A 25,742-nucleotide genomic window follows, 5' to 3' on the forward strand; every position below is an offset into this window, starting at 1 on the left:
ATGTGGCAAGCTACGCGGCGGGAACGACTCCGATAGGGGATTTGCCCGGTGGGCCATTTTCCCCGACTGTCGCCAACGTTGATGCAACCGCGCACTTCACGGCTCGGCTGCACACCAGCTTCGACACCGTAAGGCTGCTATGGCTGCTCCTTGAAGCTCACGGCGTCTGCACTGCCCACCAGCATTATGCCTGGGTCGAAGGAATCGCCGCACGGCTGATGCCCAAAGACGCGGATCTGGTCCTCGTCGAGGTGAGTGACGCCGTGACCGGCGCGCCGGCCATGCTGCTGCCGCTGATGCGGCGCCGGGCTCTCGGCCACCACGTGATCGAATGGCTGAGCTGCCGCGTGTGCGACTACGCGGTGCCGCTGCTGGCGGATGGGAGAGCGTGGACTAGGCAGAGTGCCGACGCCATGTGGGCAGCGGTCCGTGCCGTGCTGCCATCGGCGGATCGCATCCATATCGCGGGAATTCCGCAGCAGGTCCACGGCGTGGCCAATCCGCTGGCATTGCTTTCGGTGGCGCGCGACTCCATCCAGGTCACCTCCGGCCTCGTCCTGCATGGCGACCCGGAGACGCTCATCAAGCGAATCTGCAAGCCGTCCTTTGCCAAGGCCTTCCGCAAGCATTGCCGCGGCTTCGAACAGCTTGGTGGCCTCGCTTTGGTCGAGGCCGATACGCCTGACCTGACCGAGGAGCTCCTGGATGCACTGCTGGAACTGCGGCTCAAGCGTTTTCGTGAGCTCGGGCGTTTCGACCTCCTGACGCAGGCCCCGGTCGTCGATTTCTACCGCGCCGCGGCGCTGCAAGGCCTGTCCAACGGATCGGTGCGGCTCTTCGGACTACGCGTCGGTGAAGCTTGGCTTGCCTCCATCTATGTGCTGGTGAGAAAAGGCACACTTCACGCCCTCCTGCTCGGCATCGACCAGAATGCGGTCGCCAATGTCTCACCCGGCCTGACGACGATGGGCAAGCTGATGGTGTGGGGATGCGAGCGGGGCTTCGACTATTTCGACCTGTCGGTCGGCGGCCAGGGCTACAAGCAACATATCGGTGCCTCGAGCTCGGTACTGGCCGAGATCTGCGAACCGGTGACGGTGCGGGGCAGAGCTGCGAACGCAGCCATTTTGCTGCGCAGCCGGGTCGAAGGCATGACGCGGTCGCGTCCCCGGCTGCTCAAGGCCGTCCAGGGCCTGACGCGCCGCTTGCGGCGATTGAAGGACTGAGTACGAGCGTTTGCCGACGACCGATGTAAAGAGGCACCAAGGCCGGCAAGCTTGTTGACTGGGTTGGTTGGCTCTATATCTGAAAGCGCCGCTTGCCGTTCAGAAATGAGTGTCCTCGGCAGATTTTTTAAGTTGGCGTTTTCGGCAGATCATATCGATGGATGCAAGTTTAGGAGATGGGATTCGTTCCATCCTCATTATTCAAACGAAGTACATTGGAGATGTCGTTCTGACATCTGCTTTGGTTCGCAATCTGCGTCTTTCTTATCCGCAAGCATCGGTGACCATGCTTTGTGCGCCGGGTCTCAAGCAGTTCATCGTCGCGCAAGGGATCGCCGATGTTGCCGTTGGCTTTGAATCCCGTGGCAGAGGAAGGACTCTGCTCAAGCGTTTGAGCGACTATCGTGGCGTCATCTCTGATCTGCGGCGTCGGAAATTCGATCTTAGCATCGACCTCACCGATTCAAAAACCTCGCGGATCATGCATCGTTTGATCGGGGCTCCACTTCGCGTCGGCTTCGATCCTTCCGAGCATCCGATGAAGTTCTGGGAAATCCAGCTTGCAAACGTGCTCGCCGCGACCTTCGGACATGGCGGACCGCATTATCTCTACAGGAACCTGTCTCCACTCAGCGCCCTCGGGTTGGATTATCAGGATCCAACGCCTCGGCTGCAGCCGACCAGGACTGCCCAGGAAGAGTGTGCCAGGCTTCTTGCGGAAAACGCTTTGGCGAAGAAGTCCTATGTGGCCGTGCATGCCGGCGCGAGGTTTGAAGGCCGTTGCTGGCCGCCGCAACATTTTGCTGCGGTCATCGATGAGGTATACGCCAAAACCGGGCTGCGATCCCTGCTCGTTGGTGGGCCGGATGAAGGGCTTGCCGCGCAAAGGATCCTTGAAGTGGCAGCATCGCCGGTCGCAAGTGTGGTCGGAAAAGCCTCGCTTGAGGTCTTGACAGCATTGTTGGCCGAAGCGTCGATCTTTCTTGGCAATGAGAGCGGCCCGATGCACATCGCGGCCTCTGTCGGAACTCCAGCGGTGGGGCTGTACGGTCTGACGTCGCCTGAGCAATGGGGCCCATTCGGTGTCCCCAACCGGACGCTCCAGCCGCCCATGCCTTGCCCATGCATCGCTCCAGGTTTGTGTAAAGAAAACAACGCCGGTGGGGTCTATTGCGTCCAGCGGCTCCAGGTTGCCGATGTTGCGGCGGGGACACTCGATCTCATCGGCACGGAAGTTCAAAAATCTGCTCATTCGGGCACGCCGGCCGCGTAGCAGAGCGGCAGCGACGGACGCTAGTTTTGGCGGCGTGGTGGTGCACAGTTCATCTTCGTGTGCTTCACGTCTTGATTCAGGCCAAGGCCCAAGCATATTCAAAAGATTGGTAAATTTAACCGGGCCGCATCCTGCGCTGTCCGCGAAATTGACAGGACGGCGCGTCTGCGCCATCCTTGACCCCAGTCGTCAGGCTGCCGGCAGCGGCCGCGTTGTGTGTCTGGGGCGACCGAGGGCAGTGTCATGTTCAGTCCCGTCACAGGTCAGAATTCCAAGCGCGCCGCGGTGCGCAAGGCGCTCGATCGTCACAAGGTCTACATCACCGCGCAGCGTTTTTCGGCAGGCACCTACCAGGCCCGGGTTCTGGTCGACGGCGAGGCCTATTGGGTCGACGAATTCCGGCTGAGCCAGCTGCAGCAAGGACTGTCGCCGGCGGAGCTCGAGTTGACGCCGGCCGCTGACGATTGAGAGCGTGACTGGCTTGTTCCTGGCCGCCGTGCTTCGATCCTGGCGATGACGACTCCACCAAAGCTCAAAGCCTATCGCGCCAAACGCGAATTCGCCAAGACGCCGGAACCGGTTGGCGGGCTCGTCAGCAGCGACGGCAACCGCTTCGTCGTCCACAAGCACCACGCCACCGCTGACCATTATGATCTGCGCCTGCAGGTCGGCGATGTCTTGAAGAGCTGGGCGGTGCCGCGCGGGCCTTCGCTCAATCCGGCCGACAAGAGGCTGGCGGTCGAGACCGAGGATCATCCGCTCGAATATATCGACTTCGAGGGTGTCATTCCCGAGGGCGAGTATGGCGGCGGGCCGATGATCGTCTGGGATACCGGCACATGGGCGCCGATGGACGACGTCGAAAAGAGCTTGCGAACCGGCGCCTTCAAGTTCCGGCTGGCCGGCGACAAGCTCAATGGCGGCTGGATGCTGACCCGGCTGAAGCCGAAACCCGGCGAAGACGAAAACAAGAAGAACTGGCTGCTTTTCAAGGAACGCGACCTCGCCGCCGACACCGCGCTTGACATCCTCACGGCCCGCCCGGAAAGCGTCAAATCCGGATTGCGCATCGAGGAGCTGGCGGCGCCGGCGAAGCCCGCTGCCAAACCCGCGCCCAGACAGGGATCGCTGAAGCCCGGCACGCTGCCGGGCGTGTTCAAGGCCCCCATGCTTGCCCGTATCGAGCCGCAACTGGCGACGCAGGTGCCAAAGCCACCCGATGGCGACGACACCCAACAAGTCTGGCTGCACGAGATCAAATTCGACGGCTACCGCACCATGGCGCATCTCGCTGGCGGCGTCGTCAAGCTGATCACCCGTGGCGGCATCGACTGGACGAAGCGCTATGGCGACCTGCCGCATGCGTTCGCCAAACTGCCGTGCCGCGACGCCATCATCGACGGCGAGATCGTGGTGCTCGACGCCCGGGGCATCAGCCGCTTCGCGCTGCTGCAGGATGCGCTGGCCGAGGGCGCCGGCAACAAGCTCCATTTCTACGCCTTCGATCTTCTCCACCTCGACGGCTGGGACCTGACCAAGGCGCCGCTGGTCCGGCGCAAGGCGCTGCTGGCGCAGATGCTGTCGGGCGTCGGCGCCAATTCCGCCATCCAGTTCTCCGACCATGTCGAAGGTTCGGGGCAGGGGCTCTACGACCAGGTGTCGGAACTCGGGCTGGAGGGTGTCGTCTCAAAGCGCGCCACGGCCATCTATCAGAGCGGCCGAAGCAAAAGCTGGACCAAGACCAAGGCGTTGCTGTCGGACGACTTCGTCATCGCCGGCTTCACCATCTCCGATGCGGCCGAAGGGCTGGCGGCGCTCGGCATGGCAGAGTTCGAGGGTGGTGAATTGCATTATCGCGGCAAGGTCGGCACCGGTTTCGATGCCGCCACCGCCGGTGAGTTGCTCGCCAGGCTGGAGCCGCTGCGGGAAGGCGCCACCCCGCCCGAGGGTGTCCCGCGCGAAATCATGCGCGAGATGAACTGGGTGCGGCCGCTGCTGTCGGCGCGCATTCATTACGCCAACCGCACCTCAGACAATGCGCTGCGCCACGGCGTCTTCCGTGGTTTGAGGGATGTCGGCCTGTCGACGCCGGTCTCGTCCAAACGCAAGCGGCTGATCGCCGAGGCCGACCTTGCCACAATCTGGGTGACCAACCCGACGCGCCGGCTGTTCGGCAAGACCGGCCCGACCAAGCTCGACATCGCGGTCTATTACGCGCTGGTCGGCGACTTCATGCTGCCGCACATCCTCGGCCGGCCGGTGTCGCTGGTGCGCTGCCCGACCGGCCTGCCGAAGGATTGCTTCTTCCAGCGCCACGCCTTCACCGGCATGCCGCCCTCAGTGGTGACATTCGAGGCGACGAATTCCGAGGGCGAGACCAAATCCTATCTCTCGGTTGAAGGCGCGAAAGGGTATCTGGCGCTGGCGCAGTTCGGCGTCGTCGAGTTCCACACCTGGGGCACCCACCGCACCAGCCTCGACAGGCCCGACCAGATCGTCCTCGACCTCGATCCGGGAGAAGGGATTTCATGGCGCGAGGTGGTCGAGGCCGCCGTGCACATCAAGGGCGAATTGGAGCGCCTGGGGCTGGTACCGTTCGCCAAGACCTCCGGCGGCAGCGGCATCCACATCACCGTGCCGGTGACGGGCGCGCAGAACTGGAAGAAGCTGCACCAGGCGACCAGCGCGATCGCCACGCATCTGGCGGCAACGGCGCCTGACACCTTCACCACCACCATGGGCAAGGACAACCGCAAGAAGCGCATCTTCATCGATTATCACCGCAATGCGCGCGGCCACACCTCGGCAGCACCTTACTCGCTGCGCGCCCGCACCAATCTGCCGGCCTCGACGCCGGTCAGTTGGAGCGACCTCGAATCCATCGATGCGCCGCAGGATCTGAACTATTCCTCCCTGCCGGGGCTGCTGGCGACGTCGGGCGATCCGTGGGCCGAGATCGACGAGTTCGCGCGGGATTTGCCGACCTTGAAGAACTAGGTTCCTCGGCCCCCATGAAATGGAGGAGAGCGTTGCGGGGCGAGGAACCCAACGCCATCGACGCTTCCGACAATTTGAATTATTCTCTCCGCCACGACCTCAAAGACGTGGCGGAAGATTTCGTCAGGGATTTGCCTGTATTGTGCGGGGTCGGTGTAGGATTTGCGCAGCCTCGTTCGTCCTTCGGACGAAAAGCGCTGCAGTGAATGTCAGTGCATGGCCGCGTAGGAGTGTTTCATGGCGCCCAGGGCAAGTTGGAAAGGTTACCTCAAACTCAGCCTCGTCAGCTGTCCGGTGCGGTTATATCCCGCCACCAGCGCCAGCGAGCGCATCTCGTTCAACCAACTGCATAAGAAGACCCACAACCGCATCAACATGAAACCGGTCGACCCCGAATTGGGGCTCGTCGAGCGTGCTGATCTGGTCAAGGGCTACGAATACGAGGACAAGCAGTACATCATCATAGATGATGCCGACCTCGATGCGGTGCGCATCGAATCCAATCACACGATGAACATCGAGGCCTTCGTGGACGAGGACGAGGTCGACGTCATCTATCAGGACGCGCCCTACTACATGGCGCCTGACGGCGCGATGGCGGAGGAGACCTTCGCCGTGCTGCGCGAAGCCATGCGCAAATCCGGCAAGCTGGCGATCGCACGCCTGGTGCTGTCGAGCCGCGAGCGGGTGGTGACGATCGGCGCGCGCGAGAACGGCATGTTCGTGTGCACCTTGAGGAATCCGAACGAAGTGCGTGGCACGGCTGAATATTTCGGCAACATCCCAGCCGGCAAGCCCGATCCCGAAATGCTGCAGCTCGCCGAAGCACTGATCAAGCAGAAGGAAACCACCTTCGATCCGAAGAACTATGAGGACCGCTACGAGGCGGCACTCATGACGATGATCCGCGAGAAGCTGAAAGGCCACAAGCCGATCATCGCGGCGGCACCCGAGCGCGGTAATGTCATCAATCTGATGGATGCGCTCAAGGCGAGCCTGTCGCAATCGAAGCCGCCGGCCAAGTCGAAAAGCAAGGCCGACGAGGTTGCCAAGCCCGCCGCGAAGAAGGCGGCAGCGGGTGGTGCTGCTGAAAATCCGTTGAAGGCCAATCTGCTGAAGGCGGTCGGCAAGAGCAAGAAATGACGGCACCGACCGGCGCTGTTTTTGGCACGATAGGCGCGCTGGCGGCTTTTCCGCTCAGGCTGGCTGCGCGGGAAGTGGAACGCCGACACGGCCAGCTGCGGCGCGGTATCACCAGGCGCACCACGCATGTCGTCTTCGGCCGGACACTGTTGGCCAAAGCCGGGCTCTCCAGGAACGGCGATGCCGAGATCGAGCGCCGTGTCGCCGCCGAGCGCGCGGCCGGGCGAACGCTGATCAGCGAGAACGGATTCCTGCGCCTTCTCGGACTGATGAAGACACCGGAAGCGTCTTCGCTGTCGCGGCAATCGCTGATCGATCAGTCGCGGCTATCAGGCTCCGACCTCGACCTGCTCGGCCTGTTCGATGCGTTCGAGCATGACGTTGAACCCTATTCCTTCCGCGACCTGATCCTGGCGCGCAAATATGCCGGGCTCATCGCCGGCGGCGCGACATGGGGGGCGATCGCGCGCTCCGTCCACCGCTCCGGCCCGGTGGCGTCGCTGACCGCCAAGTCGCTCAATGTCGGCTCGCAGCATGGGCGCGCCGATGCCATCTATCTCGAAGGCGGCCAGAGCGAACTCGATGGGCAGTTGCTGTTCGATCTCGGAACAGCCGGGGCAGAGGGTGACGACACGCTAGAGGAGTTGTTCGCCGAGGCGGAAGCGGCGGAGGAGCAGGGCGACAATGATGGGGCCGCCGCGCTCTACCAGCGCTGCCTGGCCATCGATCCGAGCGATGCGATTGCCGCCTTCAACCGCGCCAACTGCCTGCGCGCCGGCGGCCACGCGGCGGACGCCGCGCACGACTATATCAATGCGATAAAACTCGACCCGGCCTTCGTCGAGGCGTGGTTCAACCTGGCCGGACTGATGAGCGAGCAAGGTCGCGAAGCCTCGGCGCGAAGGCACCTGCAGAAAGCGATCGCGCTCGACAAGACCTATGCCGATCCGGTGTTCAACCTCGCCCGACTGGAATTCGACGCCGGCAATCTGCCGGAGGCGCGGGGCCTGTGGGTGCGTTATCTCGAACTCGACGCGGAGTCCGAATGGGCACGGGTTGCAGCCAAGGGCGTGCAGTTCGTGGATTTGCAGTTGGCGCGGACGGCGGGGTGAGGGATGCTGGCGCTTGAACACCCCCCTCTGGCCTACCGGCCATCTCCCCCGCAAGGGGGGAGATCGGAAGCTTGGGCGTCCCGCTCCTTCTTGCAAAGTGGGAGATTGGCGAAAGCGGTTGAGCGCGCAATCTCCCCCCTTGCGGGGGAGATGTCCGGCAGGACAGAGGGGGGTGTGACGGAACTCGACCTCTCCAGCGAGACCGCCCCATGACCGCCTTCCTCTTCGACGGTCCCGACACCGCGCCCACCACCATTCTGCTCGCCCACGGCGCCGGTGCGTCGATGGATTCGCCCTCGATGACCGCCACCGCCAAGGCGCTGGCCGCGGCCGGCTTCCAGGTCGCGCGCTTTGAATTCCACTATATGGCCGCGCGCCGCTACGGCCACCGCAAGCCACCGCCGCGGGCCGAGACGGTCAACCCGGAATATATCAAGGCGATAGCCGACCTCAGGGCAAAGGGCGTGACGGGACCGCTGATCATCGGCGGCAAGTCGATGGGCGGGCGCGTCGCCTCCATGATCGCCGACGAGATGTTTGCCAAGGGCGAGATTTCAGGGCTGGTCTGCCTCGGCTATCCCTTCCATCCGCCGGCCAAGCCCGAGCAATTGCGGACAAAACACCTCGCCGGGTTGAAGACGCCGACGCTGATCTTCCAGGGCACGCGCGACGAGTTCGGCACCAGGGACGAGGTTGCGACTTATGGCCTTTCCGACCGCATCGAGATTATCTGGCTGGAGGATGGCGACCATGATCTCAAGCCACGCAAGAGCATCTCGGGATTTTCGGCGGCCGACCATCTGAAGACGCTGGCCGAGACGGTGAAGGCGTGGTCGGGTCGGATCGCTTCCTGAAGCGATGAAGATCGCCTCCTTCAACATCAACAACATCAACAGCCGGCTTGAAAATTTGCTGGCTTGGCTGGCTGCGGCAAAACCCGATGTCGTCTGCCTGCAGGAACTGAAGGCGCGCGACATGCAGTTTCCGCGCTCGGCATTGGCGGCGGCCGGCTATGGCGCGGTGTGGAAGGGCGAGCCGACGTGGAACGGTGTTGCCATCCTGGCGCGGGGTGCCGAGCCAGTGCTGACCCGCGATGCCTTGCCCGGCGACGATGCCGACAGGCAGAGCCGCTATATCGAGGCGGCGGTGAACGGCATCATCGTCGCTTGTCTCTATGCGCCGAACGGCAATCCTCAGCCCGGCCCGAAATTCGCCTACAAACTCGCCTGGCACGCGCGGCTGGAGGTGCATGCCGAACAGTTGCTCGACACCGGCCTGCCGGTGGTGCTGGCCGGCGACTACAACATCGTGCCCGAGCCGCGCGATATCTACCCCACCCGCTCCTATGAGGACAACGCGCTGGTGCAGCCGGAAAGCCGGGCGTCGTTCCAGCGCCTGCTCGACCAGGGTTGGCTTGATGCCCTGCGCAAGAAGCATCCGAAGGAAACGCTCTACACATTCTGGGACTATCGCCGCAACCGCTGGCCGCGCGATGCGGGCCTCCGGCTCGATCACATCCTGCTGTCGAAGAAACTGGCACGCCGCCTGACCGTTGCCGGCATCGACCGCGACGTGCGCGGCGAGGACGGCGCCAGCGACCATGCGCCGGTGTGGGTGGAATTGAAGTAAGGCGACTGCTTTCATGCGTCGCGCTTGAACGGATTCCTGCAACGCGCTTTAAGTCTTTGTCTCGATGCATGTCGCTGTCCCAAATCCGGGTTCGCTTTTGGCCGACATGCAATAACCTGTCGGCAAGTAGCCCAACGCAGCCGGATCGCCCGTGAACGCAATCCCCCATGAGATTTGTGAAGCGAGGCTCCATGCCTGACTTGGGCGCTGTCCAGATACTGGCCGCCGCCATTGTGGTGCTTGCGGCTGCTGTCGCGTCCTGGCTGCTGTGGCGGAAGCGCAGCCGTCGCAAGGGACGGCGGCTAACCAATCCGGCTGCCGACTATGCCGTCCGTACCGATTGGAACGCCCGCGGGGGTATGCTCAATTACTCGTCCTTCGTCTATTTCGATGTCGATCGCGACGGCAAATACGGCGCCGGAGACCGGCCGATGGCCGGGATCATGGTGCGGCTGTATGACGAAGCCGGCAAGCTCGCCGCGTCCGCGCGCACCAACAATGCCGGCTTTGCCAACTTTCCCATGTCGGTGAAAAGCAGAAAGGCAGTGATCCGCAAGCCGGGCAACTGGCGCTTTGTGGTTTCGGTGCCGCCCGGCTGGCAGGCGAAAAGCGAAAATGACATTCAGTCCCGACACTTCCTGCCGCTGCCGGGTTCGCCGGCCGGGATGGTATCGCAGGAGATGCTGCTGCCTGTCGGTCTGGCACCGCCGCGCCGCGTCAGCGGGCGCGTCGCCGGCGATGGACCAGCGACCCTCTCCGTGTCGGGGAATGGGTACGTCCTGGAGACGCGGGCACTGGCGCCGGGTGCCGTCTTCAGCTTCGACCTGGCTGAAGAAGCCGACACGGTCAGCGTCAGCGGCGGCGGCTTGGCGCGGCGGCTGACGCTATCGCCCTACTCGGCGGATCTCGGCCTGCTGTCGCCGCAACGCGCCGGCATCGACACTGATGCCGCCCTCGAAACGATCGATTTCGACGATGTGACGTCGCGCAGCCTCAGGAAAATTCCGGCTGGCCATGCCGGATTGGCGTGGCGCAACCTGAATGCGATGGCCCGCGACTTCACCAAGGACAGCCAGGGCTATGTCAATGGTAATGTTTCCGGCGACCATGTGCTCTACACCAGCAGCGGGCTGCCGGCCGAATTCAGCTGCGAACGGCCGTTCGGCTTTCACTCGGTCATGCTGAGCGCCGCCTGGCTGGCGTCGGAAGGGGAGGTGGCGCTGATCGAAAGCTGGCTTGGCGAGCAGCTGATTGCAAGCGACGAGGTCACGCTGTCGGCGCTAACGCCGCTGCACTACGCTCCAATGCTCAAAGCTGTAACGCGTGTTCGCCTGTCGACGAAGCACTATTGGCAAATGGTGTTGGACGACCTGATCCTGGTGCGTTGAGGTTTGGACGCGCCAGGAGCAGGTGGCGCTGAAATTATTGCGGTGTCGGCAACGAGGAGCCGTTGGCCGCAGTGACCGCCGACAACCGGCCTTTTTTCAAGAACGATGGCTTCACATAGATTTTTTTCATATCAGACTCTCCTAAAATCCCGATCCGATGATGCCAGACTGCGGCCATCTGTCAACCATGCGGGCTGAAATCGGCAAACTGCAATAAATCCAAGGAGGCGCGGCAAGGCGCCCGCCCTCCAATAGCGGCAACCGGATCGCAATGTTGGACAGCCAGACCGGCCCGATTTATGCGGTGGCCTTCGCCGCCGACGGCGCGGTGCTGACCGGCGGCAACGACCGCACCATCCGCGACTGCCGGCCACCGGCGGCGACGGCGTGGTGCTGTTTGCCGGCGCGCCGGAATGAGCGAAATCTTGATCACCCTGTCCGCCGTGCTATGTAAAACCCATGCCAGCACCCAGCCTCCCAGACAATGCGCCGCTCATCGTCATCGATCTCCAGACCGGCATGTTCGACGGTGTGCACGAGCAGCCGATCCATGATGCGCCTGATATTGTCGAGCGCACCAAGGCGGTGATCGATTGGGCGCGGCGCGGCGGGCGCAAGGTCGCTTTTATCAGGCATGACGGACCCGATGGCGACCCGTTGGCACCGGATGAGCTGGGCTGGCCGGTTTGGCCCGCGCTCGGCCAAGCGGCGGACGAGCCGACCTTTGCCAAATCCGTTCGCGATGCTTTCAGCAATCCTGCCTTCGGCGACTGGCTTGCCGGTCAGGGTGCGAGTGCTGTCGTGCTCTTGGGCGCACAGACCGATTTTTGCGTGGCCGCGACGGTCAAGGGCGCCATCGCCAGAGGGCTCGGCGTGACCGTGGTCTCCGATGTGCACAGCACGCTGGACAATGCCAGCGAGAGTGCCGAGCAGGTCATCCTCAGGCACAATGGCGAATCGCCGAGGCCGGCGTCAATCTGGTGACCACAAAGGCGCTTGTCGGCGGCTGAAGCCCGACCGTCGCCGCAGCGCGCATTATCAGGCGGGCCGGCTTGAGGACTTCGCGAGAGAAGACAGGCGGCTGCCGTGGTCGACGCGGACGGGGGGGCGCATTGTTGGGATGGCTCGGGCGCCCGCGTCAACCAGGGCGGCTCGTACCGCCGCATTAGCAACATTGCACATTGCGGGCCGCTCGAAACTTCCGCGAAAGCGGAATAGGCCGGAGCAAAAGTGCGGATTCGGCTGAGACTTTCGGCGCGCTTTCCCGGTCAGGGAGTCAAAAAGTCTGCTGGCTTGTCGGGATGTCGCTCAGGGCGTTTGCCGGGTCCTGCACCGGATCGGCGAGGAACGATGCCGCAATCAGGTCGTCGGCATCGATCCGACCATGACGATCTTCCATGATGGCCGCGACCTTTTGAAAGGTTTTCATTTCGGCATCCGTCACCCGCGCATCACGCATCCTGGCTTGGAGATCGGCCAGGCGAACGCCCAAAGCAGGGGATGTCACAGCTTTGCTTGTCATCTTCACTCGTCCTGATTGGAAGCTGGGCAACCCGCCGCCATGGCTGGCGGCGGGTTGGACAGTTCGAAATTCAATCGTAGACCTTGATGATCTTGCGGGTGCCCGGATCCACCAGGACGGTGCGGTTGTCGACCACCACGTAGCGGTATTTGACATCGGGGATCTCATGAAGTTCGACCGTGTCCGGCAACGCGCTACCAATATTCAGTTCCACACCGGGAACCTTGACCGAAGCGAGAGGCTGCTTCTTCACATACTCGCGGATGACCGTGTCCTGTTCAGGCTGAATGACAACGTCCTGAGCGGCAACGGCGCCGACACCAGCCAACAGCAATAGCGCCGCTGCGGCGCCCGTTAGGTGCATTTTCATACCGTTTCTCCTTGCGAGTCAGCATGACAGGATCGTTCAACGCTGACGGCAACTGAACTTGAGCCAAATGAAAATGTTCCTCCGCTGGGGCTTCGGTCGGGTGAGACGTGCGACTTAAGTCTGGTCTGCGAGCGCATTGGTCTTACCGACGGGAACGGCTCTCTGTTCATGGCTGTTTGTCTCCCGGAATTCGGAGAGACAGATGGACAAAAGTGTTGGCCAAGCGCGCTGGTTGCTCGCACCGATTTTCGCGACAGCTGTCACCTTTCTGGTGATGGGGATAGTCCTTGGCTGACATGTCGTCGATCGGCGCAGCAACGTCCCTTCCTGCGCTGATAGGATTCGCAAGCCGCTTCGGCGGCTGGCGAATCCTCTATTTTCACCATGCGCCGGCCTGCTCATTCGGCAGCCGAGCGCTTCGTTCAGCTTATGCAACGTTGGGAGGTTACTATGGATCGGCGATCCTTCTTGACGGCGATGTTTGGCATTGCCGGGGCCGCGGCCCTTGCAGGGGCAATTCGCCCGATCGAGGCAGCGGCCGGTGTTCCAAGCGCTGGAAACGGCATTCTCGATGAAATTGAGGCAGAGGCCCTCGACGACGAAGGTGCACATGCGGAGGTGCAGCCGGTCGACCATCGACGCTGGGATCGGGGCTGGGATCGGGACTGGGATCGGGATCGGGGCTGGCGCCGGCGCCGGCACGGGCGGCGTTGGAGACGGGTCTGCCGCAGTTACTGGCGGCATGGTCGCCGTCGCGTCCGGTGCTATCGCAGACGTGGCCCTTCGGTCGTCCTTCGATTTTAGCAGCTAGCCTGCACGTCCTAGCGATTTGATCAGTGCGATGGGCTCGGCGTCCGCATCTTTCCTGCGGCTGCCGAGCCGGAGGCTGTTTGTCGAGGCTGAAGCTATACGTGGCGAAACGGCGCGAAGATGAATCCGCGCCACACAAAGGCGAAGACGGCAAGGCGAGGACAAGAAATGGCCCGGCAGCCAGGTGCAAAGGGAGGACGCCGGGCCAGCCGACTTCTGGCGGTCGTCGGCCATCGCTACATTAGATATATCTAATGTTAATGCAAGCAACCCAAAACTTCTCCGATGGACAAAACACCGTCCGAAGCTGTCCGTTTCGCTGCATGATCACCAGCACGGCCGCCGCACTGCAGACAGCGGCAATGGCGGATCTTCCTGGCCTAAGTCTGGAGGACTTGCGCGGCGGCAATCTCGCTATGGCTCAGCAGTAGCTCGTTCAGTTTGCCGCTTTGCTATCGGCCGCGTGTATCGATCGAGCGGGCGGGGAAGACAGGGCACGTTGATCCGCAGGCTGCTCACTGAAGTAAAGTGAACTGCCGAGTAGAAGGAACACGATGCCCACCGCCGTTAATCCAACCATGAGCACGGCGATCGCCGTTCCTGGGCCATGGCCCGTCTTGATGATGGTGGATCGGTGGGGCATCGCGCTGTTCTCCAGGCATGGCACCCGGCGGGGCCGCTTTCGACAAACGACGAACACGGCCCCGATGTTCCCTCGTTGGAAGCTTCAATCGGTCACGTCGGGCTTTTGCTTTTTCCTGTAGGACCAAGGTCTTATCCGTCGTGCGCAAAAGTCCAAGGGGCCTTGTTCAGTTCCGATAATGTCCCTTGGATGTTCCGCTATTTTAGGTAAATCTGATATAATGCCTAGGCGGAAAACTTAGCCGGCCAAGCACATTTTCCCGCGAACCGGGCATGGAAAATGTGGCTTTGGCAAGTTCAACAACAGGCAGTCATGTCTCGGGCGACGAATGGCTCACGTCTCGTCGAATCGGCCCTCGCGGGTCTGATCGCGCGTGATCGCGGCTTCTTCCTCATCATCGGGAAGGGCATCGTCGCTGTCCTGGTACGCGTTATCGTCGTCCTCGTCGGGCAGATCGCCGTCTTTTTCGACGCCGTAACGCATGTCGCCGTTTTCCGGCACGGACTCTGGCAGGATCTCGCCGCCCTTGATCGCATCCCAATCCTGCTGCTCGATGGTAGGCCCATCCGCCTGCGGTGCGTCATCTTCGATGTCGGCGCTTGGTTTGTTGCGCGGTGCCATGCCGGCCTCCTTCCTTGAAAAAACTGGAGGCGAAACTCGGCGTGCCGGCATTTGTTCCCCTGCTCGAAGTGCAAAGAGCGGGCGTGCTTCTGGATTTTCGACGGCTGGCGCGTCAGCCCAGCCCCGCCGGCACCGCCGCCGCGCGCCGGATCGCCACCGTTGCCAAGTCGCCGCGCAATGGAAAGCGCGCAGTGGCGATCGGCCGCTTACTTGCGAAGTTGCTAAAATAATGAAATGTTGTTCGCGGGAAATGGGATGAGCAGGGACTGGTTGGAACCGGCGCGGTTTCGGCGGTTTGGGGAAACCATGTATTTTGGGCAGTTTCTCGTAGGAATGTCAGCCACGGCTCTCATTGTCGCGGTGTGGACCTATATGGTCACCGGCTCTTTCTGGGAGGCATTTGCCTGGACGATAGCGACGCTGCTTGTCCTGCAGGTCGGCTACTTCGTGCTCATCGTGAGGCTGATCTTCAGGCGCTCGCACGATATCGTGCCGAGCCAGGATCCGGTAGACGCCTTCCCGCCATTGCATCGCGACGGTGTCCAGCTTTGAGACCGGCTGGCCAGGATCACTCGCGCGTGTGCGCCCGGGCAAATTCGGGGAACCTCGCCCACAGCGCGATCACGGTGTTTGGTCACTGAGAGACAGCGTTGTCTGGGCATAGCCCCGCTGGAGGTTTCGGCACAGCGTATCGTGGGAACATTTCGGCGTCGTCGTGGGAACATGATGCATGCGCGACCGGCTTCGCATGGCTCAGGCCGTCAGGTGGAACAAGTGATCATGCTTCGCGTCCTCTAGCAGTACCGGTGAGGTTGCCACCTCTATCGGCACTGCCATGGCTCGCTCTGCTCCCGGCGGGGCGAGTCTTTTTCGTGCTCCCATCGTCGAGATAGAGGGACGCGAGGCTGATTTGACGCGGCGACAACAGGTGCTTCGCCAATTCGGCTGCAGAAGGGATTTTTCGTCTTCTAATGTCCGTACACATTTGTGCAAGTTTTCAAGCATTTCCGCGCTGTCTGCCGCATGCTTGATCAGCAACAAATTAATATCCGGGCTGCAAACATAACATCTTCAATTCTGAAGTTGGATGGAACCACATGGCAGCGGTGGAGTTTTTATGGAGGGCGGAATTCAATTGTCACTAGGAGACGGTCATGAAACTTTATCTTACAAGCGCGGCGGCTGCCATCGTCCTGACGGGTGGCATGGGTGCGGCGCTGGCGGAGAGCGTCGTCGTCGTCCAGCCGCAGCAGGAGACGGTCGTTCGCGAATACATCAAGAGGGAACCGCTTGCCTCGGTGAACCTTCTGGGGGTCGAACTCAAGCTCGGCTCGTCGGTACCGGACACTGTCGAACTGCGTGAAGTGCCCGACGTCAAATACCGCGTCGCGGTGATCAATGACCAGACGGTCCTCGTCGACCCGGAGACCCGCCAGATCGTTGAAGTGCTGCCCTAAGGGGTTCCCGCAGCACTGGACCTTGGGAAAAACCCGCCCCGACGTCGCGTCGGTGGCGGGTTTCCTTTTGTCGCGATCCGCGATGGCCTATTCGGCGGCCAGTCTATCCTGCGTCTTGGTCTCGAAATCGCTGGCGTCGTGGCGCTCATGCAGTTGCATGGCAGGCTCGCCGAAAGCGCGGTTGACCATGCGGCCGCGCTTGACCGCCGGTCGGGCGTCGATCGCCTTGGCCCAGCGTTGCACATGTGCGTATTCCTGCACGGATAGGAACTCGGCGGACTCATTGTACATGCGTCCGAGCGCCAGCCCGCCATACCAGGGCCACACGGCCATATCGGCGATGGAATAGTCCTTGCCGCCGAGATATTCAGTCTCGGCCAGCCGGCGGTCGAGCACATCCATCTGGCGTTTCACCTCCATCGAGAAGCGGTCGATGGCATATTCGAACTTTTCCGGCGCATAGGCGTAGAAATGGCCGAAGCCGCCGCCCAGATACGGCGCCGAGCTCATCTGCCAGAACAGCCAGGACAGCACTTCGGCGCGCGCCGGCTGTTCGGTAGGCAGGAATTCGCCGAACTTTTCGGCGAGATAGACCAGGATCGAACCGGATTCGAAGATGCGCACCGGCGTCTTGCCGCTGCGGTCCATCAGGGCCGGGATCTTGGAGTTTGGATTAACCTCGACGAAGCCGCTGCCGAACTGGTCGCCATCGTTGATCCGGATCAGCCAGGCGTCGTATTCGGCACCCTTGTGGCCGCGCGCCAGAAGCTCTTCCAGCATGACCGTGACCTTGACGCCGTTCGGCGTCGCCAGCGAATAGAGCTGCAACGGATGCTTGCCGACGGGCAGTTCCTTGTCATGCGTCGGCCCGGCGATCGGCCGGTTGATGCTGGCAAAGGCTCCGCCGCTCGGCTTGTTCCAGGTCCATACTTTCGGCGGTGTGTAGTCGGTCATTTCGTGGCCTCGTGTCGGGGAAGGATGGCAGGTCGCCATAAACTAGGGCTGCGGATGTGTAAGTTCAACTTGCGTTGAACTATTATCGATGCCCTCGGAGCCAACATCGGCAATTGGGCACTTCCTCACCCTTGCGCCTTCTCCTGCGTGGCATACCTATAGAAGATGTCACCAAAGCCCATCCAGGACAAAAGCATGACCATCAATCCCAATCCGCGCTCGGTCGTCGCCGTGCGGGCCACTGTCCCCGAAGATGCCTTTACGGCCGGGGCGCTCGGCACGCTCAGGGAAGGCAGCGGCGTCGTCATTCGCAACGATGGGCTGGTGCTGACCATCGGCTATCTCATCACCGAAGCGGAAGAGGTCTGGCTGACCAGCCATGACGGCCGCGTCATCCCCGCGCACGCGCTGGCCTATGACCAGGAATCGGGCTTCGGCCTGGTGCAGGCGCTGGCGCCGCTCGGCCTGCCGGCGGTGGCGCTGGGCGATGCCGGCAAGGCCAGGATCGGCGACGCGGTCGTGCTGGCCGACGGCATCGGCCAGTCGGTGCAGGCCAGGATCGTCACCAAGCAGGAATTCGCCGGCTATTGGGAGTATCTGCTTGACGAGGCGATCTTCATTGCGCCGGCGCACCCCTCCTGGGGCGGTGCCGGGCTGTTCGGCGCTGACGGCTCGCTGCTCGGCATCGGTTCCCTGCGCCTGCAGATGAGCCGCAACGGCGAGGTCGCCGACATCAACATGGTGGTGCCGATCGATCTGTTGCCGCCCATACTCGACGACCTCCTGACGCGCGGCCAGGTGGCCAAGCCGCCGCGCCCGTGGCTCGGCGCCCTGTCGGCCGAAAGCGACGGCAGAGTGGTGGTGATGAGCGTGACCGAGGGCGGCCCGGCGGCCAAGGCCGGCTTGCGCCAGGGCGACATCATCTCCGACATCCGGGACGGCGCGGTCGACGGGCTGGCCGATTTCTACCGCAAGCTGTGGGAGAGCGGCTCGGCGGGGGCCGAGATTCCAATGCGGGTGCTGCGCGACGGCCGCGAAACCTGGCTGCGCGTCAAATCGGCCGACCGCGGCAGTTTTATGAAAAAGCCGCAACTGCAGTAGACGCGTCGATGGCGTCGGCGATGTCGTCGGGTTGGCCGATCCGCCCGACCGGCAGCCGCTCGGCCATCGCGGCCAGGGTCTCGTCCTTGCGATCGCCGGCCCCCTGCGTCCAGATCGTGGTGTCGACCCAACCGAGTGACACGGCATTGACGCGGATCGGAGCCAACTCGACCGCCAGCGCTCGTACGAGGCCTTCGGGCGCTGCGTTGACAGCGGCAACGACGGAGCCGCGCGCGGCTGGCCGGTAGGCGGCGATGCCGGAAACGAAGGTCATGGAGCCGGTTGCTACCAGCCGTGGCGCACCGTGCTTGGCGAGCAGCAGCGGGCCATAGAGCTTGCTCTCGACAACCTTTTGCGCCGCCTTCAAGTCAAGCGCCGGCAGCAGCTGGTAGGAGCCTTCGATGTCGGCGGCGGTGCTGACGATGTGATTGACGTCGCCGATCCCCGCGAACAGAGCCGCGACCTGGTCTTCGCGGGTGACGTCGACGACGGCCGTTTCCAGCCCGGCGGGATTGCCCAGCGCCTCACGCGCCCGTTGCAGCCGATCCTCGCCGCGCCCGGCGGTGATCACACTGGCCCCAGCCTCGACGCAGCGCCGGGCCAGCGCCAGACCCATGCCAGAGCCGCCACCGACGATCAGGATTTTCTCATTTGAAATGCTCATTCGCTCTGCCTTTGCTTGGATGGAGAAGGGCAGGGAATTGGCAGTTCGGTACGGCAAGTGAAAACGGAAGAAACCGATAGCGCTATCGGAAGCGCCGATGATGCAGGGCGATCAGTTGCCGCAAGCGGTGAAGGCGGTGCCCGGGTTCCAGTCCTTGAAGGCGATGGTCTGGCCTTCGACCGAGACGGTCTTGTGCTTGGTGCTGCCGTCCGGCTGCTTTTCGCTGCCGGTGCCTTTGCCGGTCAGGACATTGTACTCGCAGGCGCTTTCGGCATTCTCCTTCAAATAGTCATCATGGTCATAGGCGAAGCCGGCGACGATGAAGGCAGCGTCGCGCCAGGCGATGGTCAGCGTCATGTCGGTCCGTTCGCTGCCGACCGGCATCGCCGGCAGGTAGAATTTGATCGAACCGTTGGGCAGCATCGTCAGTTCCGGCTCGGTGTCGGAGTTCTCGTAACCCGGCCGGTCGTAGCCGTTCCATTCCCCGTGGATCTGCTCGTGCACGGTTTCGACGGGCTTGAGGTAATTGTGCTCCTTGTCCCTGAGGAAGAAGTGGACATCCATCGGGTGGCCGGGCTCGGTCTCCACCACCATGGCGAGATCGACGGCGCCGTCGCCGTTGAAGTCCCCGGTCACCGCTGTGATGATCTTCCGGGTTTCGATTGGCTCGGCGAGGGCGGCCGTGGGGAGAGACAACACAAAGGCGAGCAACAGAGATTTCATGGCATATTCCCCCGGGAGCGAGATGGCGTGCCCGAGCACGAGCATGGCAGGTATTCCGAAATTTCATACAGCGGGGCCGGGAGAAAAATGTTCAGGTCGAGGGGCGCGAAGGAACGCCGTAGGCGCCCGCCAAGTTTGCTGCCGGAACTGACAGCGACTCGTGCCATTCTGGTCGATGACGGGCAATGCCAGGGACGACAGAGAGGGAACTGATGGCGCGAGCGACACCGAAAGGACAGGCCGGCTAATGGCGCCGGTCAAGGTTGATCCCGACAAGGTCCATGAATTCCCGGATCCGGGCAGCTTCTACGCATGGCTCGGCAAGCACCACGCCACGGAAACCGAAGTGTGGATCAAGGTTCACAAGGTGGGGTCGGGACTGAAGTCGATCACCCCCAAACAAGCCATCGACGTGGTGCTGTGCTTCGGCTGGATCGATGCGGTGCGCAAGGGGTTGGACGACAAGAGTTTCCTGCAGCGCTACACGCCGCGCAGCCGGAAGAGCATCTGGAGCCTGATCAACATCGACAATGTCGCGCGGCTGGTCGAGGAGGGCCGCATGACCGAGCATGGGCTCAAACAGGTCGAGGCGGCCAAGGCGGACGGGCGCTGGGCGCGCGCCTATGGCAGCGGCAAGGAGATGAAAATCCCCGACGACCTGCAGGCTGCCATAGACGCCGAACCCGCTGCGAAGGTGATGCTGGCAAAGCTCAGTGCCCAGAACCGTTTCGCGCTCGCCTTCCGCACCCACAACATGAAGACCGAGGCCGGGCGCAAGAAGAAGATCGAGACGTTTGTGGCAATGCTGAAGCGCGGCGAGACGATCTACCCGCAAGGCAGGAAGTAAGGTTTGGGGTGGGCTGGTTTGGGCGCGAGTTCGTCTTCGGCACGGCAAGCCTGTCCGCACGGGATCCGGCGTTGCGCGAAGCGCTTCAGGATCTGAATCGTGAAATTGTTCCAACTGCTTGTTTTTGCGCAATTCGATGGTCGGCGCGTCGCGCGGCTGCTTCAGCAACGACATCGCCGGTGGACGAAGGACGGCACGGCGGCTACCCTTCGAAAGCCGCGACGATCGAGCGGCGGACGCTGGGAGTCGTTGCCGTTGAGAAGAGTTGCTTCGTGGACGATGGCGCTGGGTCTCATTGTCATCGTCGCGTGTGTGGGAGCCGGCGCCACGCTTGCCCAGACCTCGCCCGACCAGACGTCTCCCGACCTGGCTTCTCCCTCGGCCTCGCCGGCAAAAGAGATCTCGGTCGGGATCAAGGAGGCGCCGCCTTTTGCGTTCAAGCTGCAGGACGGCAGCTGGTCGGGATTGAGCATCGACCTCTGGCAGAAAATCGCCGGGCGGCTCAACCTTCGCTTCCGCTATGTCGAAGTGCCTGCCGTGCAGGACCAGATCGATGGCGTCGTCAACGGCAGGTTCGATGCGGCGATGGCCGCGATCACGGTCACGGCCGACCGCGAAAAGGCCGTCGACTTCACGCAGCCCTTCTTCACGACCGGGCTCGGCATTGCGACACCGCTCAACAACCAGCCGTCATGGCGGCCGGTGCTGCATGCCCTGACGTCGTTCGGCTTCCTGCAGGCGGTGCTGGGGCTGGTCATCATATCGGTGGTGGTCGGCGTCCTGATCTGGATGTTCGAACGTCGGCACAATGACGATTTCGGCGGCGGCGTCGCCAAGGGACTGTTTTCCAGCATGTGGTGGTCGACCATCGCCGCGACGCAAGCCAGCACCGGCGACTTCGGTCCGCGAACCGTGCCGGGGCGCGTGCTGGCCGCGCTCTGGATGATGGGATCGATCATTGCCATCGCGGTGTTCACCGCGGGCGTCACATCGGTGCTGACGGTGACGCAGATGGAAGGAATGGTGCAGGGCGAAAGCGATCTCGCCCAGGTCACGGTCGGCGCGGTGCAGAGCTCGTCGACGGCGTCCTATCTGGATTCGACCCAGATCCGTCATCAGGACTTTGCCTCGATCCAGCAAGGCCTCAACGCGCTTCGCGCCGGCAAGATCGATGCGCTGGTGCACGACAAGCCGCTGCTTGGCTGGCTGGTCGGGCAGAATTACGCGACAAGCCTGCAGGTTCTCGATGCGACCTTCGACCAGCAGCAATATGCCATTGCGCTGCCGCTCGGCAGCCCGTTGCGCAAGTCTCTCGATGTCGCCCTCCAGACCATCGAAAGCGATTGGTGGAAGCAGGCCGTTTTCCAATATCTGGGCGAGAAGTAGTCGACAGGAGCTTCCGCGGTGCGATGCGCTGGAAAAACCGCCTTCGCTCTGCGAGAGAGGCGGCCTTTTCTTCAAGAATTGATGGTTGCTGTCACTGGTTCAGGTCGACCGGTGTCACGCCAAGAAGTTTCAGGGCATTGGCATAGCTCCGGATGCCTTGCGCCTGCTTGCGCTCGGCACAAAACCGGTTCGCCTTGTCCTGGAGCGCGGTTGCTTCGGCGATCTGGCTTGCGCTGGTGCCTGGGGTGGCCTTCGTTTGGATGGCCCCGTCGAGTTGAAGGCCGAGCTGGCTGCAATATTCGCTCCGGGTGACCGCAGCGTCCGCACCCGATTGTGCGACCGCCAGCATGGCGAGCGAAATGCCTGTCAGGGCACCGATCCATCCGGTCAAACGTCGTTGCATGTTTCGGGACCATTTCTTCGCGTTGTGCCGCGGCCGCTTGGCCGCCGCGAGGGTGGTTATGACAGGCGATGTTTTCGCGAGTTTTTCCCGGATGTTGAATCTTGTTTCTGGGGTGTGTCTGGGGTGAAGCTGTCAGTCTCCCCCCACGAGGGCAGGGCTATCGCATATGGAATTCCTGAGATGTCTGCCCGGCACGGACCCCCACCCCTAACCCCTCCCCACAAGGGGGAGGGAGACTTCCGTTGGCACTGACCCGGGAGAATCGCCTGTCTTTTCGGCGCCAAGAAGAATTAAAGGCACGCGGCAGCGTTCCCTCCCCCTTGTGGGGAGGGTTAGGGTGGGGGTTCTTCTTCGCAAGAATCCATATGCGATAGCCCTGCCACGAGGGGGGAGATCGGCTGTATGCGGCGCTTGCGCCTCTTTCTTTGCGGCCATCCTTCGCGTAAGGCGCCGGGCAAATCCTTTCACGCAGCATATAGCCCGGACACCGCATGATCAGACTTGAAAGCATCAGCAAGCAGAACGGCCGTCAGCTTGTCTTCATCGAAGCGTCGGCGTCGCTGCAGAAGGGCGAGAAGGTCGGCCTCGTCGGGCCGAACGGCGCCGGCAAGACGACGCTGTTTCGCATGATCACCGGCCAGGAGCAGCCCGACGAAGGCCAGGTGCAGGTCGATCGCGGCGTCACCATCGGCTATTTCAGCCAGGATGTCGGCGACATGGAAGGCCACAGCGCCGTGGCCGAAGTGATGAACGGTGCCGGGCCGGTAAGCGAAGTCGCGGCCGAGATGGCAGCGCTCGAGGCAGCCATGGCCGATCCCGACCAGGCCGACCAGATGGACGAGATCATCGAAAAATATGGCGAGGCTCAGCACCGCTTCGAGGAACTCGACGGTTATGCGCTGGATGGCCGCGCCCGCGAAGTGCTGGACGGTCTCGGCTTTTCGCAGGAGATGATGGACGGCGATGTCGGAAAGCTCTCCGGCGGCTGGAAGATGCGCGTGGCGCTAGCGCGTATTCTGCTCATGCGGCCCGACGCCATGTTGCTCGATGAGCCAAGCAACCATCTCGACCTGGAAAGCCTGATCTGGCTGGAATCCTTCCTGAAAAATTATGACGGCGCGCTGCTGATGACCTCGCACGATCGCGAGTTCATGAACCGCATCGTCAACAAGGTGGTCGAGATAGACGCCGGTTCGCTGACCGCCTATTCCGGAAACTACGAATTCTACCAGCAGCAACGCGCGATCGCCGACAAGCAGCAGCAGGCACAGTTCGAGCGCCAGCAGGCGATGCTGGCCAAGGAGATCGCCTTCATCGAGCGCTTCAAGGCGCGCGCCTCGCATGCCGCGCAGGTGCAGAGCCGGGTGAAGAAGCTGGACAAGATCGACCGCGTCGAGCCGCCCAAGCGCCGCCAGACCGTATCCTTCGATTTTCTGCCGGCGCCGCGCTGCGGCGAGGACGTGGTCACGCTGAAGAACGTCCACAAGGGCTATGGCAGCCGCTCCATCTATGAGGGGCTCGACTTCCAGGTTCGCCGCCGCGAGCGCTGGTGCATCATGGGCGTCAACGGCGCCGGCAAGTCGACGCTCTTGAAGCTGGTCGCCGGCGCTTCCGAGCCCGACACCGGCACGGTCGCGCGCGGGCCAAGTGTCAAAATGGGTTATTTCGCCCAGCACGCGATGGAAGTGCTGGAAGGCGAGCGCACTGTGTTTCAGACACTGGAGGACGCGTTTCCGCAAGCCGGCCAGGCGCCGCTCAGGGCACTTGCCGGCTGCTTCGGTTTTTCCGGCGACGAGATCGAGAAGAAATGCCGCGTGCTGTCAGGCGGCGAGAAGGCGCGGCTGGTGATGGCGCTGATGCTGTTCGATCCGCCCAACCTTCTGGTGCTGGACGAGCCGACCAACCATCTCGACATCGCCACCAAGGAGATGCTGATCACGGCATTGTCGCAGTACGAGGGCACCATGCTTTTCGTCTCGCACGACCGGCATTTTCTCGCCGCGCTGTCCAATCGCGTGCTGGAACTGACGCCCGAAGGCATCCACACCTATGGCGGCGGCTATACGGAATATGTCGAGCGGACGGGGCAGGAAGCGCCGGGGTTGAGGAGCTAGCCCTTACCGCAGCGAGATGCTCATACCACTAAGGTCGGCATTGACCTGCAGGCCGACCTGCCTGCCCGTCAATTCGAGCCGGGCGCCCTTGTCATTGCTCATGACGATCACCTGAGCCCCTTTGCCAAGCGCGCCGCCACCCCCCGCCGCACCATAGACCCCGGTCACATCCCGTGCACGTTTGATGTGGCGCACGGTACCTTGGAAGTAGGTCTTGGAGACGCCGAAGGCGAGACCGCCCGAGACGCCGCCGACCGAGATGGGATAGCGACGGCCATGGAAGGTCAGCGTTCCTTCGCCTCCGGAGCCGCCGACGAAGAAGGCCGCCTTGTAGATGGCGAAGCGGATCGTGCCGCTGTCGGCATGCGCGGCGCTGGAAAAGCCGATGCTCGCGGTAGCGATGGCGGCCACCGCGATGGAACGAAATCCGGATGAAATCTTCATGGTGAGAACTCCTCAATGTCGCCGCTTTGCCCGGCCGCAGCGTGGGATCAAAGTTACAACTGAACAGTCTCGCCCGTGATTTGGTTCCAGGCCCCGCGATTTGGTTCCAGCATGGATCGAATCCGGCGGCTGGAGGGCCGGGGAGAAGACGGCAGGTTGCGGAGGGTGGGGAAGGCGCCCGACCGCAGCTATCGCCTTGTGGGATGAAGAGGTCTATGCAGGCCCTTCACAAGGCTCAGGAGAGGCTTCGGATGAGAATCGCAATCTGCCTCGCATTGACTGCGGCAGTGGCCGGATGCGCAGCCTCCCCGGTCGACTATGAGGCGTCGCTTTCGCAGCAGGACCAGAAATGGGCTTCGCCGGCATGCCAGCAGGCCCGCAGGGCGGCTTCGGATTACGAGGCTCGCGAGAAAGAGCATCCGGGATGGGGTTTCGGCGTCTTGCTTGGTCCATACTCGATGGGGCTCGTCGCAGCTATCAAGGAGCATGAGCAGAAGCAACGAAAGCTGTTCGCCCGGGAAGTGCACCTGCAATGTTCAAGCTTGCCGCTGCCGAAGGAACTGCAGGGCGATTTGAACCCTGGCGTACCGCCAACGAAGTATCCATAGCCTTGGCGGCGCCTTCCGGGCAAAAGGCGCCGGGGCTGCGGAGCGCGCGAGTGATGGATAGGGGCCGTTGGCGCGCACCAGCCCCGAGGCCGTTGAAGCGCGGCTGCAAAGCATCGGCGACGCCCCGAAGCTCCAATGCCTCGTGCAGCAGCTGGCCAGCAACGATAGTCTCTCCGTCAAGAGCAGCCTGCGCTACGTCGACAGGATCGTCAAAAGCATCGAGAGTGGCTTCAACAAGGTTGATGGCGATATTCCGGTCAAGAATGACAAAGGCCAGTAGCGGCTTGTGATTTCTCGATCTCGTTCA

29 protein-coding genes are annotated in these 25,742 nt (G+C 62.5%); 20 read left to right on the plus strand and 9 right to left on the minus strand.

Going from position 1 to position 25,742, the window contains the following annotated elements; translation table 11 throughout:
- The first annotated feature begins 2 nt into the window (after positions 1-2).
- From NKI99_RS13375 to NKI99_RS13415, 9 genes are all read left to right on the plus strand, one after another.
- A complete protein-coding gene (locus NKI99_RS13375) occupies positions 3-1,226 on the plus strand; it encodes a GNAT family N-acetyltransferase (RefSeq protein WP_352611072.1) in 1,224 nt (407 codons plus the stop codon).
- A 109-nt stretch (positions 1,227-1,335) separates the two neighbouring features.
- Positions 1,336-2,499, plus strand: coding sequence for a glycosyltransferase family 9 protein (locus NKI99_RS13380; protein ID WP_352611074.1), 1,164 nt, complete (start codon positions 1,336-1,338; stop codon positions 2,497-2,499).
- 243 nt (positions 2,500-2,742) lie between these two features.
- Positions 2,743-2,967 carry a hypothetical protein gene (locus tag NKI99_RS13385; protein ID WP_023813316.1) on the plus strand — a complete coding sequence of 75 codons (225 nt, stop codon included), beginning with the start codon at positions 2,743-2,745 and terminating at the stop codon, positions 2,965-2,967.
- Between the two features lie 45 nt (positions 2,968-3,012).
- Positions 3,013-5,496 (plus strand): DNA ligase D, encoded by a 2,484-nt coding sequence (gene ligD, locus NKI99_RS13390; protein ID WP_352611076.1) that lies wholly within the window; start codon positions 3,013-3,015, stop codon positions 5,494-5,496.
- A 237-nt stretch (positions 5,497-5,733) separates the two neighbouring features.
- Positions 5,734-6,639: a non-homologous end joining protein Ku gene (gene ku / locus NKI99_RS13395; RefSeq protein WP_024501732.1), complete on the plus strand. Its 906-nt coding sequence runs from the start codon at positions 5,734-5,736 to the stop codon at positions 6,637-6,639.
- Positions 6,636-7,751: a tetratricopeptide repeat protein gene (locus NKI99_RS13400; RefSeq protein ID WP_352611078.1), complete on the plus strand. Its 1,116-nt coding sequence runs from the start codon at positions 6,636-6,638 to the stop codon at positions 7,749-7,751. The genes ku and NKI99_RS13400 overlap by 4 nt, the downstream gene beginning before the upstream one ends.
- 209 nt (positions 7,752-7,960) lie before the next feature.
- A complete protein-coding gene (locus NKI99_RS13405) occupies positions 7,961-8,605 on the plus strand; it encodes an alpha/beta hydrolase family protein (RefSeq protein WP_352611079.1) in 645 nt (214 codons plus the stop codon).
- Between the two features lie 4 nt (positions 8,606-8,609).
- Positions 8,610-9,380 carry an exodeoxyribonuclease III gene (locus tag NKI99_RS13410; RefSeq protein WP_023813322.1) on the plus strand — a complete coding sequence of 257 codons (771 nt, stop codon included), beginning with the start codon at positions 8,610-8,612 and terminating at the stop codon, positions 9,378-9,380.
- A 191-nt stretch (positions 9,381-9,571) separates the two neighbouring features.
- The gene (locus NKI99_RS13415) at positions 9,572-10,768 is read left to right on the plus strand and encodes a hypothetical protein (RefSeq protein ID WP_023813323.1); all 1,197 of its coding nucleotides are present in this window, start codon (positions 9,572-9,574) and stop codon (positions 10,766-10,768) included.
- 34 nt (positions 10,769-10,802) lie between these two features.
- Here NKI99_RS13415 and NKI99_RS13420 read toward each other — a convergent pair whose 3' ends face one another.
- Positions 10,803-10,898, minus strand: a complete 96-nt coding sequence (locus NKI99_RS13420; protein ID WP_023813324.1) for a hypothetical protein — start codon at positions 10,896-10,898, stop codon at positions 10,803-10,805.
- Between the two features lie 144 nt (positions 10,899-11,042).
- Here NKI99_RS13420 and NKI99_RS13425 point away from each other — a divergent pair, with 144 nt between their 5' ends.
- Both NKI99_RS13425 and NKI99_RS13430 read left to right on the plus strand, forming a co-directional pair.
- Positions 11,043-11,222: a WD40 repeat domain-containing protein gene (locus NKI99_RS13425; protein ID WP_245486366.1), complete on the plus strand. Its 180-nt coding sequence runs from the start codon at positions 11,043-11,045 to the stop codon at positions 11,220-11,222.
- 5 nt (positions 11,223-11,227) lie between these two features.
- Complete coding sequence (locus tag NKI99_RS13430) at positions 11,228-11,752, plus strand: isochorismatase family protein (protein WP_352611080.1); 525 nt, start codon at positions 11,228-11,230, stop codon at positions 11,750-11,752.
- Between the two features lie 292 nt (positions 11,753-12,044).
- Here NKI99_RS13430 and NKI99_RS13435 read toward each other — a convergent pair whose 3' ends face one another.
- From NKI99_RS13435 to NKI99_RS13445, 3 genes are all read right to left on the minus strand, one after another.
- On the minus strand, positions 12,045-12,290 hold the full coding sequence (locus NKI99_RS13435) for a hypothetical protein (RefSeq protein WP_031213628.1): 246 nt from the start codon (positions 12,288-12,290) through the stop codon (positions 12,045-12,047).
- Positions 12,291-12,360: 70 nt separating this feature from the next.
- Positions 12,361-12,660, minus strand: a complete 300-nt coding sequence (locus tag NKI99_RS13440) for a DUF1236 domain-containing protein (protein ID WP_031213630.1) — start codon at positions 12,658-12,660, stop codon at positions 12,361-12,363.
- Between the two features lie 1,786 nt (positions 12,661-14,446).
- Entirely contained in the window at positions 14,447-14,734 is a 288-nt protein-coding gene (locus tag NKI99_RS13445; RefSeq protein ID WP_023813332.1) for a hypothetical protein, read from the minus strand.
- A gap of 14 nt (positions 14,735-14,748) precedes the next feature.
- Here NKI99_RS13445 and NKI99_RS13450 point away from each other — a divergent pair, with 14 nt between their 5' ends.
- The 3 genes from NKI99_RS13450 to NKI99_RS13460 all read left to right on the plus strand — a co-directional run bounded on the left by NKI99_RS13450 (position 14,749) and on the right by NKI99_RS13460 (position 16,191).
- A complete protein-coding gene (locus NKI99_RS13450; RefSeq protein WP_023813333.1) occupies positions 14,749-14,964 on the plus strand; it encodes a hypothetical protein in 216 nt (71 codons plus the stop codon).
- 103 nt (positions 14,965-15,067) lie between these two features.
- On the plus strand, positions 15,068-15,286 hold the full coding sequence (locus tag NKI99_RS13455) for an exopolysaccharide production repressor protein (protein ID WP_245486367.1): 219 nt from the start codon (positions 15,068-15,070) through the stop codon (positions 15,284-15,286).
- Between the two features lie 602 nt (positions 15,287-15,888).
- Complete coding sequence (locus NKI99_RS13460) at positions 15,889-16,191, plus strand: DUF1236 domain-containing protein (RefSeq protein ID WP_128305564.1); 303 nt, start codon at positions 15,889-15,891, stop codon at positions 16,189-16,191.
- Positions 16,192-16,278: 87 nt separating this feature from the next.
- Here the strand turns inward: NKI99_RS13460 and yghU are convergent, their stop codons facing one another.
- Positions 16,279-17,145: a glutathione-dependent disulfide-bond oxidoreductase gene (gene yghU, locus NKI99_RS13465; protein WP_128305565.1), complete on the minus strand. Its 867-nt coding sequence runs from the start codon at positions 17,143-17,145 to the stop codon at positions 16,279-16,281.
- A gap of 195 nt (positions 17,146-17,340) precedes the next feature.
- Between yghU and NKI99_RS13470 the strand changes: the two genes are divergently transcribed.
- On the plus strand, positions 17,341-18,246 hold the full coding sequence (locus tag NKI99_RS13470) for a S1C family serine protease (protein ID WP_128305566.1): 906 nt from the start codon (positions 17,341-17,343) through the stop codon (positions 18,244-18,246).
- On the opposite strand, the gene NKI99_RS13475 is transcribed toward NKI99_RS13470, so the two are convergent.
- Positions 18,221-18,910, minus strand: a complete 690-nt coding sequence (locus tag NKI99_RS13475; RefSeq protein ID WP_128305567.1) for an SDR family oxidoreductase — start codon at positions 18,908-18,910, stop codon at positions 18,221-18,223. The two genes, NKI99_RS13470 and NKI99_RS13475, sit on opposite strands and share 26 nt — an antisense overlap.
- Positions 18,911-19,021: 111 nt before the next feature.
- A complete protein-coding gene (locus NKI99_RS13480; RefSeq protein WP_164893069.1) occupies positions 19,022-19,633 on the minus strand; it encodes a hypothetical protein in 612 nt (203 codons plus the stop codon).
- A gap of 247 nt (positions 19,634-19,880) precedes the next feature.
- On the opposite strand from NKI99_RS13480, the gene NKI99_RS13485 reads away from it, so the two are divergent.
- Together NKI99_RS13485 and NKI99_RS13490 are read left to right on the plus strand one after the other, a co-directional pair.
- Positions 19,881-20,480 (plus strand): YdeI/OmpD-associated family protein, encoded by a 600-nt coding sequence (locus NKI99_RS13485; RefSeq protein ID WP_128305569.1) that lies wholly within the window; start codon positions 19,881-19,883, stop codon positions 20,478-20,480.
- Between the two features lie 255 nt (positions 20,481-20,735).
- On the plus strand, positions 20,736-21,866 hold the full coding sequence (locus NKI99_RS13490; RefSeq protein ID WP_245486369.1) for a transporter substrate-binding domain-containing protein: 1,131 nt from the start codon (positions 20,736-20,738) through the stop codon (positions 21,864-21,866).
- A 91-nt stretch (positions 21,867-21,957) separates the two neighbouring features.
- Here the strand turns inward: NKI99_RS13490 and NKI99_RS13495 are convergent, their stop codons facing one another.
- Positions 21,958-22,269 (minus strand): hypothetical protein, encoded by a 312-nt coding sequence (locus NKI99_RS13495; protein ID WP_352611081.1) that lies wholly within the window; start codon positions 22,267-22,269, stop codon positions 21,958-21,960.
- Between the two features lie 491 nt (positions 22,270-22,760).
- On the opposite strand from NKI99_RS13495, the gene NKI99_RS13500 reads away from it, so the two are divergent.
- The gene (locus NKI99_RS13500) at positions 22,761-24,383 is read left to right on the plus strand and encodes an ABC-F family ATP-binding cassette domain-containing protein (protein WP_127267001.1); all 1,623 of its coding nucleotides are present in this window, start codon (positions 22,761-22,763) and stop codon (positions 24,381-24,383) included.
- A 3-nt stretch (positions 24,384-24,386) separates the two neighbouring features.
- On the opposite strand, the gene NKI99_RS13505 is transcribed toward NKI99_RS13500, so the two are convergent.
- The gene (locus tag NKI99_RS13505; RefSeq protein ID WP_352611082.1) at positions 24,387-24,827 is read right to left on the minus strand and encodes a lipid-binding SYLF domain-containing protein; all 441 of its coding nucleotides are present in this window, start codon (positions 24,825-24,827) and stop codon (positions 24,387-24,389) included.
- 251 nt (positions 24,828-25,078) lie between these two features.
- Between NKI99_RS13505 and NKI99_RS13510 the strand changes: the two genes are divergently transcribed.
- Positions 25,079-25,435, plus strand: coding sequence for a hypothetical protein (locus tag NKI99_RS13510; RefSeq protein ID WP_352611083.1), 357 nt, complete (start codon positions 25,079-25,081; stop codon positions 25,433-25,435).
- A gap of 67 nt (positions 25,436-25,502) precedes the next feature.
- A complete protein-coding gene (locus NKI99_RS13515; protein WP_352611085.1) occupies positions 25,503-25,715 on the plus strand; it encodes a hypothetical protein in 213 nt (70 codons plus the stop codon).
- Positions 25,716-25,742 lie beyond the last annotated feature (27 nt).

The organism is Mesorhizobium sp. M0239, from assembly GCF_040321815.1.
Taxonomy (GTDB): domain Bacteria; phylum Pseudomonadota; class Alphaproteobacteria; order Rhizobiales; family Rhizobiaceae; genus Mesorhizobium.

Coding starts and splice junctions, on each gene's coding strand:
- NKI99_RS13385 (WP_023813316.1), top strand. CDS start 2,743: ATGTTCAGTCCCGTCACAGGTCAGAATTCCAAGCGCGCCGCGGTGCGC.
- ligD (WP_352611076.1), top strand. CDS start 3,013: ATGACGACTCCACCAAAGCTCAAAGCCTATCGCGCCAAACGCGAATTC.
- ku (WP_024501732.1), top strand. CDS start 5,734: ATGGCGCCCAGGGCAAGTTGGAAAGGTTACCTCAAACTCAGCCTCGTC.
- NKI99_RS13400 (WP_352611078.1), top strand. CDS start 6,636: ATGACGGCACCGACCGGCGCTGTTTTTGGCACGATAGGCGCGCTGGCG.
- NKI99_RS13405 (WP_352611079.1), top strand. CDS start 7,961: ATGACCGCCTTCCTCTTCGACGGTCCCGACACCGCGCCCACCACCATT.
- NKI99_RS13410 (WP_023813322.1), top strand. CDS start 8,610: ATGAAGATCGCCTCCTTCAACATCAACAACATCAACAGCCGGCTTGAA.
- NKI99_RS13415 (WP_023813323.1), top strand. CDS start 9,572: ATGCCTGACTTGGGCGCTGTCCAGATACTGGCCGCCGCCATTGTGGTG.
- NKI99_RS13420 (WP_023813324.1), bottom strand. CDS start 10,898: ATGAAAAAAATCTATGTGAAGCCATCGTTCTTGAAAAAAGGCCGGTTG.
- NKI99_RS13430 (WP_352611080.1), top strand. CDS start 11,228: ATGCCAGCACCCAGCCTCCCAGACAATGCGCCGCTCATCGTCATCGAT.
- NKI99_RS13435 (WP_031213628.1), bottom strand. CDS start 12,290: ATGACAAGCAAAGCTGTGACATCCCCTGCTTTGGGCGTTCGCCTGGCC.
- NKI99_RS13440 (WP_031213630.1), bottom strand. CDS start 12,660: ATGAAAATGCACCTAACGGGCGCCGCAGCGGCGCTATTGCTGTTGGCT.
- NKI99_RS13445 (WP_023813332.1), bottom strand. CDS start 14,734: ATGGCACCGCGCAACAAACCAAGCGCCGACATCGAAGATGACGCACCG.
- NKI99_RS13455 (WP_245486367.1), top strand. CDS start 15,068: ATGTCAGCCACGGCTCTCATTGTCGCGGTGTGGACCTATATGGTCACC.
- NKI99_RS13460 (WP_128305564.1), top strand. CDS start 15,889: ATGAAACTTTATCTTACAAGCGCGGCGGCTGCCATCGTCCTGACGGGT.
- yghU (WP_128305565.1), bottom strand. CDS start 17,145: ATGACCGACTACACACCGCCGAAAGTATGGACCTGGAACAAGCCGAGC.
- NKI99_RS13470 (WP_128305566.1), top strand. CDS start 17,341: ATGACCATCAATCCCAATCCGCGCTCGGTCGTCGCCGTGCGGGCCACT.
- NKI99_RS13475 (WP_128305567.1), bottom strand. CDS start 18,910: ATGAGCATTTCAAATGAGAAAATCCTGATCGTCGGTGGCGGCTCTGGC.
- NKI99_RS13480 (WP_164893069.1), bottom strand. CDS start 19,633: ATGAAATCTCTGTTGCTCGCCTTTGTGTTGTCTCTCCCCACGGCCGCC.
- NKI99_RS13485 (WP_128305569.1), top strand. CDS start 19,881: ATGGCGCCGGTCAAGGTTGATCCCGACAAGGTCCATGAATTCCCGGAT.
- NKI99_RS13495 (WP_352611081.1), bottom strand. CDS start 22,269: ATGCAACGACGTTTGACCGGATGGATCGGTGCCCTGACAGGCATTTCG.
- NKI99_RS13500 (WP_127267001.1), top strand. CDS start 22,761: ATGATCAGACTTGAAAGCATCAGCAAGCAGAACGGCCGTCAGCTTGTC.
- NKI99_RS13505 (WP_352611082.1), bottom strand. CDS start 24,827: ATGAAGATTTCATCCGGATTTCGTTCCATCGCGGTGGCCGCCATCGCT.
- NKI99_RS13510 (WP_352611083.1), top strand. CDS start 25,079: ATGAGAATCGCAATCTGCCTCGCATTGACTGCGGCAGTGGCCGGATGC.